Here is a 15,372-nt window from a genome sequence, read left to right as displayed (position 1 = left end):
ACCGTGGTCGGGTCCCCCTGACCCCTCCAGGAGAGGCCCATGCCCCCCACCGAGCACGTTCCGCCCAGCCCCCGGGACCGCTTCCCCGGTGACCGCCACGAGCCGCGCGCCGGAGGGTCCTCGGTCGCCGGCGCGCAGCTCGACCCGGCCGATCGCCACCCCCGCAGCCGCCGCTTCCTGCAGGAGGTGACCTACCCCCACAGCATCCACCCCGCCCTGGTCCCCGGCGTCTCCGTGGAGGACCAGAAGGTGCGCTACGGGATCGACCGGATCGTCTTCGGGGTGGCCGCCGCCGCCATCCTCGCGTTCATCGCCTGGGGCGTGGCCGACTCCGCCCAGGTCACGAAGGTCACCACCGCGATGCTCACCTGGGTGATGACCAACCTCGGCTGGCTCTTCAACGGCCTGGCCATCGTGCTGCTCCTCTTCCTGCTCGGGGTGGCCGTCAGCCCTTACGGGCGCATCCCGCTCGGCCTGGACGGCGAGGAGCCCGAGTTCTCCACCGCCAGCTGGACGGCCATGCTCTTCGGCGCCGGCATCGGCATCGGGATCATCTTCTTCGGCCCCTACGAGCCGATGACCTACTTCCTCTCCCCGCGCCCCGGCTCGGCCGAGCCCGGGACCGCCGAGGCCGTCCCGAAGGCGATGGCGCAGGCCGCCCTCCACTGGGGGGTCAACGCGTGGGCCTTCTACGCGCTCGTCGGCCTCGCGGTCGCCTACGCCTCCTACCGGCGGGGACGCGTCCCGCTCATGAGCTCGATCTTCGCCCCGCTCATGCGCCGGACCCCGCACGAGACCGCGGCCGGCCGGGCCATCGACGTCCTGGCCATCATCGCCACCCTCTTCGGCACCGCGGCCTCGCTGGGCATCGGTGCCCTCCAGATCGCCCGGGGCGTGGAGATCGTCACCGGCTGGGGCGAGGGCGGGAACACCGCGGCCCTGGTCATCATCATGGTGCTGACCATCGGCACGATCGCCTCGGCCGTCTCCGGCCTGGCCAAGGGCATCCGCTGGCTGAGCAACATCAACCTCGTGCTGGCCCTCGTGCTCGCCGTCTTCTTCTTCGTCGTGGGCCCGACGGTCTTCCTGCTCAACATGATCCCGTCGGTCTTCGTCACCTACCTGGGGGAGATGCCCTCGATGCTCTCGGCGAGCATGGCCGACGGCCCGGCGATGCAGCAGTTCCTCAGCAGCTGGACCACCTTCTACTGGGCCTGGTGGGTGTCGTGGGCGCCCTTCGTCGGCATCTTCACCGCCAAGATCTCCCGGGGCCGCACGGTGCGCCAGTTCGTGCTCGGCGTGCTGCTCATCCCCGGCACCATCATCATCCTGGCCTTCACCATGCTCGGTGGCACGGCGATCTGGCACCAGCGGGACAGCCGGGCGATCGCCCCGGACGGCACCGCCGAGACGCTGCCCGCCCCGCAGGACATCTTCTTCACCGTCCTCGACCAGCTCCCCGGTGCACAGCTGGTGGCCCCGATCGTCATCGTGATGCTCGCGATCTTCTTCATCACGAGCTCCGACTCGGCCTCCCTGGTCAACTCCCAGCTCTCCCAGCGGGGCAACCCCGAGCCGAACCGGCTGGTGACGGTCTTCTGGGCGATCTGCATGGCCGGGATCGCCGTGGTGATCCTGCTCATCGGCGGGCAGAGCGCCCTGACCGGCCTGCAGAACCTGGTGACGGTCTCCGCCCTGCCCTTCGCCGTGGTCATGATCGGGATGACGATCGCGCTCCTGCGCGACTTCTCGACCGACCCGATGATGATCCGCCGCGAGTTCCGGGAGCAGGCGCTGGAGAACGCGGTCCGGCAGGGCGTCACGGAGTACGGCGACGACTTCAAGCTGGCCGTCGAGCCCGCGCACGGCGAGGCCGAGCAGTGGTCGGTGGGCAAGGACTTCGAGTCGACCGCGGACGAGTACACCGCCTGGTACGAGCGGACCGACGAGGACGGTCGGCCGGTGGCGTACGACTACGCCACCAACGAGTACGTGGAGGGGGTAGACGACACGGTCGGTCGGCCGACGGCGGACGGCCGCCCCACCGCCCAGTCTCATGCGCCATGACGCCTCGCATCCCCCGCCCGCAGCGTCTGGGACGGATGTGGGAGCGCGCCCAGGTGCGTCTGGAGATGGACCTGGCCAGCGGCGCCCGCCCCTACGGCATCGTCGCGGGGGACCACCCCGTCCCGGAGCTGCTGCGGCCCTTCCTGCCCTGAGCTACAACCAGCCGTTGTCGCGGGCCGTGGTGGCGGCCCCGGCGCTGGTGCGTGCCCCGGTCTTGCCGATGGCCGAGGAGAGGTGGTTGCGTACGGTGCCCGGGGAGAGGAACAGTGCCTCGGCGATCTCCGCCACCCCCTGGCCGTCGGCCGCCAGGCGTAGGACGTCCGTCTCGCGGGGGCTCAGCGGATTCGGGCCCGCCAGCGCGGACTCGGCGGCCAGGTCGGCATCGACCGTGCGCAGCCCGGCTGCGGTGCGTCGGACCGCCTCGAGGAGCTCGGCCGGCGGGCAGTCCTTCACCACGAACCCGCTCGCGCCGGCGTCCAGCGCGCGGCGCAGGTAGCCCGGCCGCCCGAAGGTGGTGACCACCAGCACGCGCGGCGGCGTGGGGGCGGTGAGCAGGTCCGGCAGGGCGTCGATGCCGCCCCCACCGGGCATCTCGATGTCGAGCAGCACCACGTCCACCGAGGTGTCGCGCACGAAGTCCACCGCCGCGGGCCCGCTGTCCACCTGCCCGACCACCTGCAGGTCGTCCTCCAGGTCGAGCAGGGCAGCCAGCGCCCCGCGCACGAGCGCCTGGTCGTCCACCACGAGGATCCGGGTCATGCTGCTGCTCCCGTCGGCAGGGTGACCATCAGACGGGTGCCCGGGGCGTTGTCCTCCCACACCACGGTGCCCCCGGCAGCGGCGGCGCGCTCACGGATGCCGTCGCTCCCCGATCCGGACGGCTCACCGGTCAGACCCTGCCCGTCGTCACACACCACCAGGCGGTCGGGCGCCAGGATGACGTCCACCCTCGAGGCCCGGGCGTGCCGGCTCACGTTCGTGACCGCCTCACGCAGGATCCACGCGGCGACGGGACGGTGGCGCGGGGGCACGTCCTGGGGGTCACCGTGCACGGTCAGGGTGACCTCGCCGCTCGAGGCCAGGTCCCGGGCACGCTCCACCTCATCGGCCAGGTCGGTGGACCGCAGGCCGACCACGGTCGACCGGGCCTCGCTGAGCGCCTGACGGGCCAGTGCGGCCACCTGCGAGATCTCGTCGCGGGCCCGGTCGTCGTCCCGTCCCACCAGGCGTTCGGCGAGGTCGGCCTTCAGCACGATCGCGGTGAGCGAGTGCCCCAGCACGTCGTGCACGTCCCGGGCCACCCGCTCGCGCTCGGCGGTGATGGCCAGGGCCGTCTCCACCTCACCCAGCTCGACACCGCGGTGGATCATCTGCCGGACCGCCAGCATGCCGCCGCCGACGGGGGCCGCGATGAGGGCGAACAGTGCAGCCGGCGGTTCGACCAGCGCCACCACCAGCGGGGTCAGCGCCGCCGCGGCGGTGGCCGCGTAGTGCGCCGGGCGGGGCAGCTCGAGCGCGGCGTGCGTGGCCACGTACGGCAGGAGGCCGCAGGCCCCGACGCCCAGCACGGGGACCGTGGCCACCATGAGCGCGAGCATCCCCGCGAGCACCCACCACGGGCGGCGCTCGCTGTAGCCCCACAGGTAGAGCGCGGCGAACGCGATGATGGCGGCGACTGTGACCCCTCGGGCCAGCGGTGCCGCATCGGCCTGCGCGGCGCCCAGCAGGGGGAAGGCCAGGAAGACCATGAAGACGATGGCGATGACGAGCGACCACCGGTAGTAGGGGTCGTCCCGTCGCGGGCCCGGGGCTGCGGGGTGTGTGGCGGGGCCGGACGACGCGGCCGGGGACCGCTCCGGCGCCGGGGCGCTCACTCGCGCCGCCCCGTGCGCCGCATCACCAGGGTGCACGCCACCGCCAGGACCAGGAACCATGCCCCCATGTTCGCCCATGCCTGCCAGACGGGGATGTTCACCCCGCTGCTGATCCACCCCTCGGTGATGGGGCGCTCGGCCGCGTTGACCACGCCGAACATCGGGGTGAACCGCGCCAGCGTGAGCAGCCAGCCGTCCAGCGGCATGAACACGTTGCCCAGGAAGGCCAGGATCACGATGCCGCCCGACGCAATGCCGATGGAGGCATCGGAGCGGATCAACAGCGCCAGCAGCAGGCCGTACAGTGCGAAGAGCGACGCGCCCAGCCAGCCGATGAGGCCGCACAGCAGCCAGTTGCCCAGCGGTGCCTCGGCGCCGGTCGCGGCCGCGATGGCCAGCACCAGGACCACGGGCACCAGTGCCACCACCAGGGCCGTGACGAGCTTCTGCAGGGCGAACCCGAGCGGGCTCAACGGGGTGAGCAGCAGCTGGCGGGTCCAGCCCTGCTGACGCTCCCAGGCCGTCAGGGCGCCGATGGAGGCACACGCCGTGCAGGCGCCGTAGACGGCCATGCGCACGGCCAGCATCGAGTTGCCGTCGCCGCCGGGCATCTCGGCGTCGATGGCGTTGCCGGCCGAGAAGATCAGGTACATGAACACCGGCAGGCCGATGGTGAAGATGACGTTGGAGACGTTCCGCAGGATCCGGACGGTGTCGATGCGGAGGTAGGTGGGGGAGAAGAGCGTCCCGGTGGGGGTCGACATGGTGGCTCCTGGGGTTCAGGCGGCGGTGGCAGCGGGCTCGGGGCGGGCGGGCGGGGTGGACTGGTCCGAGTCGGTGCCGCCGTGCGGGTCGGTCGCCTCCCGGGTGAGCTCGGCGAAGGCCTCGTCCAGGCCCAGCGGCACGATCTGCAGGCCCGTGGCCCGCCACTCGGTGAGGGCCAGCCGGGCGAAGCGGTCGGAGTCCGTCACCCGCATCTCCAGCCGGTCGGGGGTGGGGGTGCGGACGTCGACCACGTCGGGCTCGCCCGCCAGCTGCTGGGCGAGGCGTCCCGCATCGGGGGTGGTGCAGGTGAGCACCCGGCCGGGGACCCGCGAGCGGACGGCCTCGGTGGTGTCGTCGGCGATCACGCGGCCGCCGGCCATCAACACGGTCCGGGGTGCGTACTCCTCGGCCTCCGCGAGGTAGTGGGTGGCGAAGACGATGGTGCGTCCCGCCTGCGCCTCGGCGCTGACCACCTCCCAGAACTCCTGCCGGGCGGAGACGTCCATGCCGGCGGTGGGCTCGTCGAGCACCATCAGGTCGGGGTCGGGCAGCAGCGCCAGGGCGAAGCGCAGCCGCTGCTTCTCGCCCCCGCTGCAGCGGCTGACGCGCCGGGTGGCCAACGGGGTCAGACCGGCGCGGTCCATCACCGAGCCCACGCGGCGGCGGCCGCCGGGGTGCAGGCTGGCGACCGCGCGGACGGTCTCGGCCACGCGCAGGTCGTCGAGCAGCGCGCCGGACTGCAGCATCGCGCCCACCCGTCCGGCGGACACCGCGCGGGACGGGCGGTCGCCGCAGACCCGCACCTCGCCCGAGGCGGGGGCCTGCAGGCCCAGCGCCATGTCGAGGGTGACGGACTTGCCGGCGCCGTTGTGGCCCAGCAGGGCCACCACGTCGCCGCGGTGCACGGTCAGGTCGACGCCGCGCACCGCATCGACCCGGTGGGCGCCGCGGCCGAAGGACTTGTGGACCCCGCGCAGGTCGAGCACGGGCGCCGCGTCGGCGGCGGGGGGCAGGGAGTCGCTGGTTCGTTCCATGCCACCCACGGTGCCGGGGCGGCGAGGTGGGCGCCCAGGACCGGCATCACGTCGCCACCGTGACCGGAGTCACGGCCCGGGGCCACGACCCGGCGGGGGCGTGGTGCGGGCGGGGCGTGGTGCCGGCGGGTGTCGGTCAGGCCGAGGGGTCCAGCAGCTGCTTGCCGCTGGTGCGGCGGCTCTCCAGGTCACGGTGCGCCTGGGCGGCCTCGGCCAGCGGGTAGGTCTTGCCCACGGTGAGCCGCAGCTCGTCGGCGATGACCAGGTCGAAAACGGCTCGGGACCGCTCCAGCAGGGCCTCCCGGGTGGCGGTGTAGGTGCCCAGGGTGGGGCGCTGCAGGTAGCAGGACCCCTGCTTGTTGAGAACCTGCGGGTCGATCGCGTCGACCGGTCCGCTGGAGGCGCCGAAGAGGCAGCACAGACCGCGCGGGGCGAGACAGGCGATGGACGCCTCGATCGTGGCAGCGCCCACACCGTCGAAGGCCACCTTCACCCCTTGGCCGCCGGTGATCTCGCGGACGCGCTCGGTGACGTCCTCCCGGTCGTACCGGATGATGTGCGCCGCACCGGCCTCGGTGCCGGCGGCCGCCTTGTGGGCCGAGGAGCAGGTGCCGATCACCACCGCCCCCTGTGCCGCCAGCATCTGGGTGAGGAGCAGCCCCACGCCGCCAGCGGCGGCGTGGACCAGGACGGTGTCGCCCTCGCCGACCTCCCACACGTCGTGGGTCAGGAAGTGGGCGGTCATGCCCTGCACCAGCGCGGACACGGCCCCCTCGTCGCTGATGCCCTCGGGGATCGGCACGGCCTTCTCCGCCGGAACGACCGCGTGGGTGCGGTAGCCCTGGCCCGGCAGCAGGCAGTAGCCGACGCGATCCCCCACGGCCACCTCGGTGACCCCCTCGCCCACGGCGGCCACGGTGCCCACTCCCTCGTTGCCGGCCCCGACGGGCAGCTCGGTGGGGTAGAGGCCCTCCCGGTAGTAGGTGTCGATGAAGTTCACCCCCGCACGGGTCACCTCGACGACCACCTCACCCGGGCCGGGCTGGGGGTCGGGGGACTCACGGATCTCCAGGACCTCGGCCCCGCCGTGCTTCTCGAAGACGATGCTGCGCATGCGCCCAGCCTCGCATCACGGACCGCAGCGCGCACGCGGCAGGTGGCCGGGACGGTGCCTGGGGTGGGCGGGCCCAAGGGGGCAGCCACCCCGGGCCGGCGCCTCAGCGGACCCGTGCGCGCTCCACGATGCCCTGGTGCACCCTCGTGAACAGGGCGCGGTGGGCGGGGTAGGAGCCCCACCAGGAGGTCTCTCCAGCCAGCCCGTGGGGCACGAAGGTGACCTCCTGGGTCAGGAGGGACTGCCCCGCATCGTGGGGGGCGGGGGTGACCGCGAGGGTCAGCCGCGCCGTCCCGGGCAGGGCGCGGGTGGAACGGAGCCGTACCGAGCGGGTCGTGCCCTCTCGACCCGTCGACTCGAGGGCCCACGGGCCCAGCGCGCCCCGGGGGCCCAGCGAGCCGCTCGAGCCGATGGACTCCACCTCAGCCCACAGGTCGTCCGCCGGCGCGTCGACGATGCTGCGCCAGGTCTCGGTTCGCTGCTGGCGGCCCACCCACTCGGGGTCGCCCGGCAGCGCGTCGGCGGGCTCCTCGCCCTCGGCTGCGGGGTCCACCGCATCGGCCCGGACCAGGGCGCGTGCCACGGCGTCGTCGAACGGGGTGTGGCCGCCGGCCGGGGCGCCGGTGAACTCCTCCAGCGCGCGGCCGTCCTTGACCACCACCTCGTGCACCAGCGAGCCGACCAGCGGCTTGGCCACGCCGGCGGGCACCGGCGTCACCAAGCCCACCCAGTGGCTGGCGAGCCAGGGGGTCATCACCGGCGCCAGGGCGATGCGGCGGCGTCGCAGGCCGGCCACCTGGCCGTAGCGCACCAGCATGTCGCGGAAGCGGAGCACCTCGTCGCCGCCCACGTCGAAGGCGCGGTTCACCCCGGCGGGCAAGGAGGCGGCCCCGACCAGGTAGTGCAGCACGTCGGCCACGGCGATGGGCTGGATGCGGTTGTCCAACCAGCGCGGGGCGAGCATCACCGGGAGCCGGTCGGTGAGGTGGCGCAGCATCTCGAAGCTGGCTGACCCGGCGCCGACGATCACCGCGGCCTGCAGGACGGCGGCAGGGGTGTCGGCCGCGAGGAACACGTCACCGACGGCCTTGCGGCTGTACAGGTGGGTGGACAGCGGCTCGTTGTGCGGATGCATGCCGCCCAGGTAGACGATGCGGCCGACCCCGGCGGCGTCGCAGGCGGCGGCGAAGGTCTGGGCCATGGCGCGCTCGCGCTCCACGAAGTCGCCCTCGCCGTCCATCGAGTGCAGCAGGTAGTAGGCGACCTCCACCCCCTCCAGGGCGCTGGCGAGGTCGTCGAGGGAGTTCGCGTCCCCGGCGTGGACGTCTACGTCATCGGCCCAGGAACGGCCCTCGAGCTTCTCCGGTGAGCGCGCCAGGACCCGCACCGTCCACCCTGCCTCCAGCAGCGCCGGGACCAAGCGCGAGCCGATGTAGCCGGTGGCGCCCGTGACAAGGGCCTGTCCTGGGGTGGTCCCGGAGGTGGTCATGCCCCCAGCGTAGGCGCGCGCTGGCCCACCCGCGCCCCCTCAGGCTGCCCGGTCCATCACAGCGGGGAGGACCAACAGCATGCCCAGCGACCAGGTGCAGTGGATGAGCACCGGCGCCAGGATGCCGCCGGTCACGCGACGCTGCAGGCCCACCACCCACCCCAGCACGGCGGCGGCCAGGACCAGCCCGAGGGAGCCGGTGGCGATGGTCGTCAGCGTGTAGACCACCGTGGTGACCAGCACCGGCCGCCACGGGGTGGCCGAGTACATGGCGCCGCGGAAGAACAACTCCTCGGCGACCCCGTTGACCAGGGCGAGGGCGACCACCAGCGGCAGGATGCCCAGGCGCGCGTGGTCGAGCACCGCATCGACGCTGGCCGACAGGACCGGGATGCGGGCGGCCACCAGGGCACCGACCATGAACAGGGCGATCACGCCCAGGGCCACGAGGACGGGCTGCAGGACGGGCCGGACGTAGCGGTCGCCGGACCGGGTGTGGGCCCAGCCCAGGTGCAGCGGGCCGGAGGCGAACGAGCCCGCCGTCCACGTGATGGCCAGCGCGGTGGCCGCTCCGTAGAACGAGGCCGATCCCGGCTCGGAGCGCAGCGACCACGCAAGGAAGACGGTACCCACCAGCAGGGTCAGGGCCACCACGACCTGCCGTCGCCGCAGCTGGCGGGGGTCGGCCCGGTGGTCCCGCGGGACCTGGCGCACGAACTGCGCGGAGCCGAACCGGGAGAGCTCCTGCAGCAACGGGGCGAAGGGGGTGCGCATCACCAGAGCGTAGGCGCCGTGGGGCTCGAGTGCGCCAAAACTGTTGTGCGAGCATGGTTGACTCGTCGGCGGCCTGTGAGGAGCCGGCCCCGGCACCCGCCGGGGCGTCTGCTCCCGCGTTGAACAGATGGGGTGAGTCCCCCACTTGGGTGAGTCCTGAGCCAAAGTTCAGCCGCCGTTCATCGGCAGAACACCGGCGCACCACCCGGGTGCGCCACCCTCATCGTCCATGACCCCCCCGAACTCCCTGCCCCCCACCACATCCAGCGCCCTGCCCGTCGACTCCTCGTGGCCCGAGCAGCCGACCGCGCCGCGCACCGCACCCGGCCCCGCGCCCTCCCGCCGCCTGGTCCTGGCCACCGGCGCCGCCACGCTCGGCGCCACGGCCCTGGCCACCGGCCACGCCACCGCCGCCGACGCCTACCCGTTCACCCTCGGCGTCGCCTCCGGTGACCCGACTCCCGACGGCGTGGTGCTCTGGACGCGCCTGGCCACCGACCCCGTGGCCCCCGACGGCCTCGGCGGGCTCGGCCAGACCACCTCCACCGTCGAGTGGGAGCTGGCCACCGACGAGTCCTTCCGTCGCATCGTGCGCCGGGGCACCGTCACCACCGACGCCTCGGTCGGCCACAGCGTCCACGTCGAGCTCTCCGGCCTGAGGCCCTCGGCCCGCTACGCCTACCGCTTCCGCACCGGCGGCCACGTCTCCCCGGTGGGCCGCACCCGCACCGCGCCCGCCGCCACCGCCCTGGAGTCGGCCCGCATCGGTGTGGTCTCCTGCGCCCAGTGGGAGCACGGCTGGTTCACCGCCTACCGTCACCTGGCCGCCGAGCAGCCCGACCTCGTCCTCCACCTGGGCGACTACATCTACGAGCACGGCCCGCTGGGCTACCCGGTCTCCTCGGGGCGTGCCCGGAAGATGGTCGGTGGCGAGATCTACACGCTGGCCGACTACCGCCGTCGCCACGCCCTGTACAAGACCGATGCCGACCTGCAGGCCCTGCACGCCGCCGCCCCGTGGCTCGTGGTCTTCGACGACCACGAGGTCGACAACGACTGGGCCGGGCTGTACCACGAGGTCTTCGGGAAGACCGCCTCCTTCGCCCGCCGTCGGGCCGCCGGCTTCCAGGCCTACTGGGAGAACATGCCGCTGCGCCGCAGCTCGGTGCCCACCGCCGAGGGGATCCGTCTGCACCGCCGCATCACCTGGGGGCGCACGGCCAACCTGCACCTGCTGGACACCCGCCAGTACCGCTCGGACCAGACCGGGTGGGTGGGCCCGGTGCCCGCCACCTACGACGTGCGCCGCACGATGCTGGGCGCCGAGCAGGAGGCCTGGCTCGACGCCGGTCTCCGCGCCTCCGAGGCCCAGTGGGACATCCTCGGCCAGCAGGTGATGGTGGCCCAGTACGACATGATGGCCGGCCCCGGATTCATGACGAACCAGGACGCCTGGGACGGGTACGTCGCGGCCAAGGACCGGCTGCTCACCAGCCTCGAGGGCTCCAGGGTGGCCAACCCGGTGGTGCTCACGGGTGACGTCCACGAGTCCTTCGCCAACGACCTGTGGCGCACCACCGACTCGGGGCGCACCACCATCGCCTCGGAGCTCGTGACCACCTCGGTCACCTCCGGCGGCGACGGAAAGGACTCGCAGTTCACCCGGGACGCGGAGAACCCGCACATCCGCTACCACGAGACCACCCGCGGCTACCTGCGGATCGACCTCTCGCCCACCCAGTTGACGGCCGCCTTCCGCGCCGTCGACACGGTGAGCAGCCGGGGCGGGGCGGTGCGCACCGACGCCACCTTCGCCCTCGAGGCCGGCCGCCGCGGACTGCAGGCGGTCTGAGCCACCCACCCACGGCACCGGCCCGCCGCCCCGGACAGGGGGTGGCGGGCCGGGTCGCTGCCGAATCGTGACCACCGACCCCTCGCGTCGCGGGGCGCCCCGGTGGTGGGATGGGCCCATGAACATCGCCACCTTTCTCACCGACACCGCCGAGAAGCACGCGCAGGGGGTGGCCCTCATCCAGGACGACACCCGCCTCACCTACGCCGAGCTGCGGGACGCCACGGCTGCCGTCGCCGGGTACCTGCGGGACAAGGGCCTGGGGGAGGGCGACCGGATCTGCTTGATGCTGCCCAACGTCATCCCGTTCGTGCCCTTCTACCACGCCGCCCTGTCGCTGGGGGCCGTCGTGGTCCCCATGAACCCGTTGCTCCGCGACCGCGAGATCACCCACTACCTCAAGGACTCGGGGGCCACCCACATCGTGGCCCTGGGGGGTGAGGCCGGCGCCGCGCTGGGCGGTGACGTGGGCGGGGTGGCCGAGCGCCACCGGGTGACCGCGCACCTCATCGACCCCGCCCAGGGCCTGACCCCCTTCCTGGGTCAGCCGGTCACCGAGGTGGCTGACAAGGCCCCCGGGGACACCGCGGTGATCCTCTACACCTCCGGCACCACCGGCAGCCCCAAGGGTGCGGAGCTGACGCACGAGAACCTGCGCACCAACGTGCTCGCCACGCAGGAGACGCTGGTCCACCTGGAGCCGGGCGAGGTGGTGATGGGCTGCCTGCCGCTGTTCCACGTGTTCGGCATGACCTGTGCGCTCAACACCAGCGTGGTCGCCGGGGCCACGCTCACGCTGCTGCCGCGCTTCGAGGCCGGCAAGGCGCTGGAGATGATCGAGCGCGATGCGGTGAACGTCTTCGAGGGCGTGCCCACCATGTACGGCGGCCTCATCGCCGCCGCGAAGGCCCGCGAGGCCGAGGGCAGGCCGCCGGTGGACACCTCCACCCTGCGCCGCTGTATCTCGGGCGGGTCGTCCCTGCCGATGGATACCCTCCGCGCCTTCGAGCAGACCTTCGGCGCCGACATCCTGGAGGGCTACGGCCTGTCGGAGACCTCCCCGGTGGCCTGCTTCAACCACCCGGGCCGCACCCGCGCCGGTAGCATCGGCCACCCCATCCGCGGGGTGGAGATGGCGATCCTCGACCCGGTGACCGGCCAGCCGGTGGAGCCCGGCGAGGTGGGCGAGGTCGTGATCCGCGGCGAGAACATCATGAAGGGCTACTGGGACAACCCCGAGGCCACCGAGCGGGCGATCCGCGACGGCTGGTTCCACTCCGGCGACCTGGGCCGGGTGGACCCCGACGGCTTCTTCTTCATCGTCGATCGCGTGAAGGACCTCATCATCCGCGGGGGCACCAACGTGTACCCGCGGGAGGTGGAGGAGGTCCTGTACGAGCACCCGAAGGTGCTGGAGGCCGCGGTGGTGGGCTCGGTGCACCCGGAGCTCGGCGAGGAGGTGACCGCCTACGTCGTCGCCCAGCCCGGGGAGCTCGACGAGGCCGCCCTGTCCGATGCGGAGTCGCCCGCCGCGCGGGCGCTGGCCGACGAGATCCGCGCCCACGCCAAGGAGCAGCTGGCCGCCTACAAGTACCCGCGCCACATCCACTTCCTGGCCGAGCTGCCGAAGGGGCCCACCGGCAAGATCCTGAAGCGCGAGCTGGGCTGAGAAACCGACAGGCCCGCCGCTAGGAAGTACCGTGGCGGGCGGATCGTCCACCGAACAGATCGCGGTCGGCCTCGGCCGGACCGTTGGGAGGAAGACATGGCACAGGACACGCAGCACGCCCCGGAGCCCGCCGCGAGCTACCCGCCCCCGGCGGAGTTCGCCACCGCGGCCAACGGCACGGCCGACCTGTACCAGGAGGCCGCCCAGGACCGGGAGTCCTTCTGGGCCGAGCAGGCCCGCAGGCTGCCCTGGCACACGGACTTCGAGGAGGTCCTCGACTGGTCCGAGGCCCCCTTCGCCCGCTGGTTCGCCGACGGCGAGCTCAACGCCTCGTACGTCTGCCTCGACCAGCACGTCGAGGCCGGGCGGGGCGAGGAGGTGGCGATCCACTGGGTCGGGGAGCCCGAGGGCGACCGGCTCGACCTCACCTGGAACGACCTGCTGGACCGCACCCGGCGGGCGGCGAACGTGCTGCTCGAGCTCGGCGTGCGCGCCGGCGACCGGGTGGCCATCTACCTGCCGATGATCCCCGAGGCGGTGGTGGCGATGCTGGCCTGCGCCCGCATCGGGGCCACGCACTCGGTGGTCTTCGGCGGCTTCGCGCCTAGCGCGCTGCGCACCCGCATCGACGACGCCGAGGCGAAGGTGGTCATCACCGCCGACGGTGGCTACCGGAAGGGGAAGGCCTCCGCGCTCAAGCCGAACGTGGACGCAGCCCTGGAGGACGGCGGGTCCCCGGTCAGCAAGGTGCTCGTGGTCCGTCGCACCGGCCAGGAGGTCGACTGGGTCGAGGGTCGCGACCTGTGGTGGCACGAGCAGCTCGCCGAGGCCTCTCGCGAGCACGAGGCCGAGCCGATGCCGGCCGAGCAGCCCCTCTTCATCCTCTACACCTCCGGCACCACGGGGAAGCCGAAGGGCATCTTCCACACCACCGGTGGGTACCTCACCCAGGCGGCGTACACGGCCCGCACCGTGCTCGACCTCAAGCCCGGCCAGGACGTCCACTGGTGCACCGCCGACGTCGGCTGGGTGACCGGGCACACGTACATCGTCTACGGCCCGATGGCCCTCGGCGTCACCCAGGTGCTCTACGAGGGCACCCCGGACACACCCCACAAGGGCCGCTGGTGGGAGATCGTCGAGCAGTTCGGCGTGACCGTGCTGTACACCGCGCCGACGGCCATCCGCGCCGCCATGAAGTGGGGCGACGACATCCCGGCCGGGTACGACCTGTCCTCGATCCGCCTGCTGGGCAGCGTCGGGGAGCCGATCAACCCGGAGGCCTGGACCTGGTACCGGAACCACATCGGCGCGGGCACCGCCCCGGTGGTGGACACCTGGTGGCAGACCGAGACCGGCGCGATGATGATCGCCCCGCTGCCGGGGGTCACCGAGCTGGTGCCCGGGTCGGCCCAGGTGCCGGTGCCCGGCATCGAGGTGGACGTGGTGGACGACGCCGGCCGGTCGGTCGCTGACGGGGAGGGTGGCTACCTGGTGGTCCGCGAGCCGTGGCCGGCGATGCTGCGCGGCGTGTGGGGCGACCCGCAGCGCTTCCGCGACACCTACTGGTCGCGCTTCGAGGGCATGTACTTCGCCGGTGACGGCGCGAAGCGGGACGAGGACGGCAACGTCTGGGTGTTGGGCCGGGTGGACGACGTCATGAACGTCTCCGGCCACCGGCTGAGCACCGCGGAGATCGAGTCCGCCCTCGTCGGCCACGACGCGGTGGCCGAGGCGGCCGTCGTCGGGGCGAGCGACCCGGGCACCGGGCAGGCCGTGGTGGCCTACGTGATCCTGCGCGGCGAGGTGGCGCAGGAGCGCGCCGACCGGGGCGCCGAGGACGCCGAGCTGGTGGAGGAGCTCCGCCAGCACGTCAGCCGGGAGATCGGCCCGATCGCCCGCCCGCGGGACATCACGATCGTGCCGGAGCTGCCGAAGACCCGCTCGGGCAAGATCATGCGCCGCCTCCTGCGCGACGTCGCGGAGGGCAACGAGGTGGGCGACGTCTCGACCCTCGCCGACCCGACGGTGATGGACCACATCCGTCGCTGATCAGGGTGGGGTGGACGGCCGGGTGCCCGATGGTGCCCGGCCGTCGCTCTGGGATGATCGTGGGGTGATGGGCGAGGTGATCGGTCAGCGACGCGGGCGCAGGGGGACGCTCGCGGCGCTCGCGCTGCTCCTGCCCGTGCTCGCGGCCTGCGGTGGGGAGCCCGAGGGGACGCGCTCGACCGAGCCGCCGCCCCTGGTGGAGAGCCCGAGCCCCTCCGAGTCCGCGTCCACGAGCTCCGAGGAGGGGCTGACGGCCCTGGAGCGGCGGGGGCGGGTGGCCTTCCTCATGCCCTCGCAGAACGTGGCCTGCCTCATCGAGGAGCTGGGCATCATGTGCGACATCCGGAACACGGCCTACCAGCACACGATCGCGGCCGCCCGGAACTGTCCGGAGCCCACCGTGGAGCTCTACGAGGAGGAGCCGGTCTGGACCTGCTCGCGCTCCTCCCGCTTCGTGGACGCCCAGGTGCGGAACGAGGGCGGCTGGGTGCGCACGGCCGGGGGGACGACCGAGAGGATCAACGGGATCGACCACGCGGTGCTGGACTACGGGGAGTCGCTGGAGCTCTTCGGCCACCGGTGCGAGAGCAAGGAGACCGGTGTGGAGTGCCGCCGGCTCGAGGACGGCCGCCGCTTCCGGCTGGCCACCCACGACTTCGAGCTGCACTGAGGCCGGGGCGGC

At 73.0% G+C, this 15,372-nt stretch carries 13 protein-coding genes; 6 read left to right on the top strand and 7 right to left on the bottom strand.

Annotated elements, in window-relative coordinates:
* Positions 1–39 precede the first annotated feature (39 nt).
* Positions 40–2,067 carry a BCCT family transporter gene (locus tag CFT82_RS06100; protein WP_088818093.1) on the top strand — a complete coding sequence of 676 codons (2,028 nt, stop codon included), beginning with the start codon at positions 40–42 and terminating at the stop codon, positions 2,065–2,067.
* Positions 2,064–2,219 (top strand): hypothetical protein, encoded by a 156-nt coding sequence (locus CFT82_RS11725; protein WP_159461873.1) that lies wholly within the window; start codon positions 2,064–2,066, stop codon positions 2,217–2,219. Before CFT82_RS06100 ends, CFT82_RS11725 begins: the two co-directional genes overlap by 4 nt.
* Position 2,220: 1 nt before the next feature.
* On the opposite strand, the gene CFT82_RS06095 is transcribed toward CFT82_RS11725, so the two are convergent.
* The 7 genes from CFT82_RS06095 to CFT82_RS06065 form a co-directional block, all read right to left on the bottom strand.
* Positions 2,221–2,826 (bottom strand): response regulator transcription factor, encoded by a 606-nt coding sequence (locus tag CFT82_RS06095; protein ID WP_088818092.1) that lies wholly within the window; start codon positions 2,824–2,826, stop codon positions 2,221–2,223.
* Positions 2,823–3,941 (bottom strand): sensor histidine kinase, encoded by a 1,119-nt coding sequence (locus CFT82_RS06090; protein WP_159461872.1) that lies wholly within the window; start codon positions 3,939–3,941, stop codon positions 2,823–2,825. The genes CFT82_RS06095 and CFT82_RS06090 overlap by 4 nt, the downstream gene beginning before the upstream one ends.
* Positions 3,938–4,705, bottom strand: a complete 768-nt coding sequence (locus tag CFT82_RS06085; protein ID WP_088818090.1) for an ABC transporter permease — start codon at positions 4,703–4,705, stop codon at positions 3,938–3,940. The genes CFT82_RS06090 and CFT82_RS06085 overlap by 4 nt, the downstream gene beginning before the upstream one ends.
* 15 nt (positions 4,706–4,720) lie before the next feature.
* The gene (locus tag CFT82_RS06080) at positions 4,721–5,740 is read right to left on the bottom strand and encodes an ABC transporter ATP-binding protein (protein WP_088818089.1); all 1,020 of its coding nucleotides are present in this window, start codon (positions 5,738–5,740) and stop codon (positions 4,721–4,723) included.
* 136 nt (positions 5,741–5,876) lie between these two features.
* Positions 5,877–6,854 (bottom strand): quinone oxidoreductase family protein, encoded by a 978-nt coding sequence (locus CFT82_RS06075; RefSeq protein WP_088818088.1) that lies wholly within the window; start codon positions 6,852–6,854, stop codon positions 5,877–5,879.
* 103 nt (positions 6,855–6,957) lie between these two features.
* A complete protein-coding gene (locus CFT82_RS06070; RefSeq protein ID WP_088818087.1) occupies positions 6,958–8,343 on the bottom strand; it encodes an NAD(P)H-binding protein in 1,386 nt (461 codons plus the stop codon).
* A gap of 39 nt (positions 8,344–8,382) precedes the next feature.
* The gene (locus tag CFT82_RS06065) at positions 8,383–9,117 is read right to left on the bottom strand and encodes a CPBP family intramembrane glutamic endopeptidase (RefSeq protein ID WP_012801616.1); all 735 of its coding nucleotides are present in this window, start codon (positions 9,115–9,117) and stop codon (positions 8,383–8,385) included.
* A gap of 229 nt (positions 9,118–9,346) precedes the next feature.
* Between CFT82_RS06065 and CFT82_RS06060 the strand changes: the two genes are divergently transcribed.
* The 4 genes from CFT82_RS06060 to CFT82_RS06045 all read left to right on the top strand — a co-directional run bounded on the left by CFT82_RS06060 (position 9,347) and on the right by CFT82_RS06045 (position 15,360).
* On the top strand, positions 9,347–10,969 hold the full coding sequence (locus CFT82_RS06060; RefSeq protein WP_088818086.1) for an alkaline phosphatase D family protein: 1,623 nt from the start codon (positions 9,347–9,349) through the stop codon (positions 10,967–10,969).
* 118 nt (positions 10,970–11,087) lie between these two features.
* Positions 11,088–12,638, top strand: coding sequence for a long-chain-fatty-acid--CoA ligase (locus tag CFT82_RS06055; protein WP_088818085.1), 1,551 nt, complete (start codon positions 11,088–11,090; stop codon positions 12,636–12,638).
* A gap of 96 nt (positions 12,639–12,734) precedes the next feature.
* Positions 12,735–14,690 (top strand): acetate--CoA ligase, encoded by a 1,956-nt coding sequence (acs, locus tag CFT82_RS06050; RefSeq protein ID WP_088818084.1) that lies wholly within the window; start codon positions 12,735–12,737, stop codon positions 14,688–14,690.
* A gap of 67 nt (positions 14,691–14,757) precedes the next feature.
* Positions 14,758–15,360 (top strand): hypothetical protein, encoded by a 603-nt coding sequence (locus CFT82_RS06045; RefSeq protein ID WP_143469498.1) that lies wholly within the window; start codon positions 14,758–14,760, stop codon positions 15,358–15,360.
* Positions 15,361–15,372: the final 12 nt, after the last annotated feature.

Origin of the sequence: Kytococcus aerolatus (assembly GCF_900187395.1) — a bacterium.
Lineage (GTDB): Bacteria > Actinomycetota > Actinomycetes > Actinomycetales > Dermatophilaceae > Kytococcus > Kytococcus aerolatus.
Note: the sequence above shows the minus strand (reverse complement) of the source record. Positions and strands in the feature narration are given on the sequence as shown.

Bases quoted from the DNA above. Each gene is read 5' to 3' on its own strand.
- CFT82_RS11725 (WP_159461873.1), top strand. From the start codon at position 2,064: ATGACGCCTCGCATCCCCCGCCCGCAGCGTCTGGGACGGATGTGGGAG.
- CFT82_RS06055 (WP_088818085.1), top strand. From the start codon at position 11,088: ATGAACATCGCCACCTTTCTCACCGACACCGCCGAGAAGCACGCGCAG.
- CFT82_RS06085 (WP_088818090.1), bottom strand. From the start codon at position 4,705: ATGTCGACCCCCACCGGGACGCTCTTCTCCCCCACCTACCTCCGCATC.
- CFT82_RS06070 (WP_088818087.1), bottom strand. From the start codon at position 8,343: ATGACCACCTCCGGGACCACCCCAGGACAGGCCCTTGTCACGGGCGCC.
- CFT82_RS06100 (WP_088818093.1), top strand. From the start codon at position 40: ATGCCCCCCACCGAGCACGTTCCGCCCAGCCCCCGGGACCGCTTCCCC.
- CFT82_RS06075 (WP_088818088.1), bottom strand. From the start codon at position 6,854: ATGCGCAGCATCGTCTTCGAGAAGCACGGCGGGGCCGAGGTCCTGGAG.
- CFT82_RS06095 (WP_088818092.1), bottom strand. From the start codon at position 2,826: ATGACCCGGATCCTCGTGGTGGACGACCAGGCGCTCGTGCGCGGGGCG.
- CFT82_RS06060 (WP_088818086.1), top strand. From the start codon at position 9,347: ATGACCCCCCCGAACTCCCTGCCCCCCACCACATCCAGCGCCCTGCCC.
- CFT82_RS06045 (WP_143469498.1), top strand. From the start codon at position 14,758: ATGGGCGAGGTGATCGGTCAGCGACGCGGGCGCAGGGGGACGCTCGCG.
- CFT82_RS06080 (WP_088818089.1), bottom strand. From the start codon at position 5,740: ATGGAACGAACCAGCGACTCCCTGCCCCCCGCCGCCGACGCGGCGCCC.
- CFT82_RS06065 (WP_012801616.1), bottom strand. From the start codon at position 9,117: ATGCGCACCCCCTTCGCCCCGTTGCTGCAGGAGCTCTCCCGGTTCGGC.
- acs (WP_088818084.1), top strand. From the start codon at position 12,735: ATGGCACAGGACACGCAGCACGCCCCGGAGCCCGCCGCGAGCTACCCG.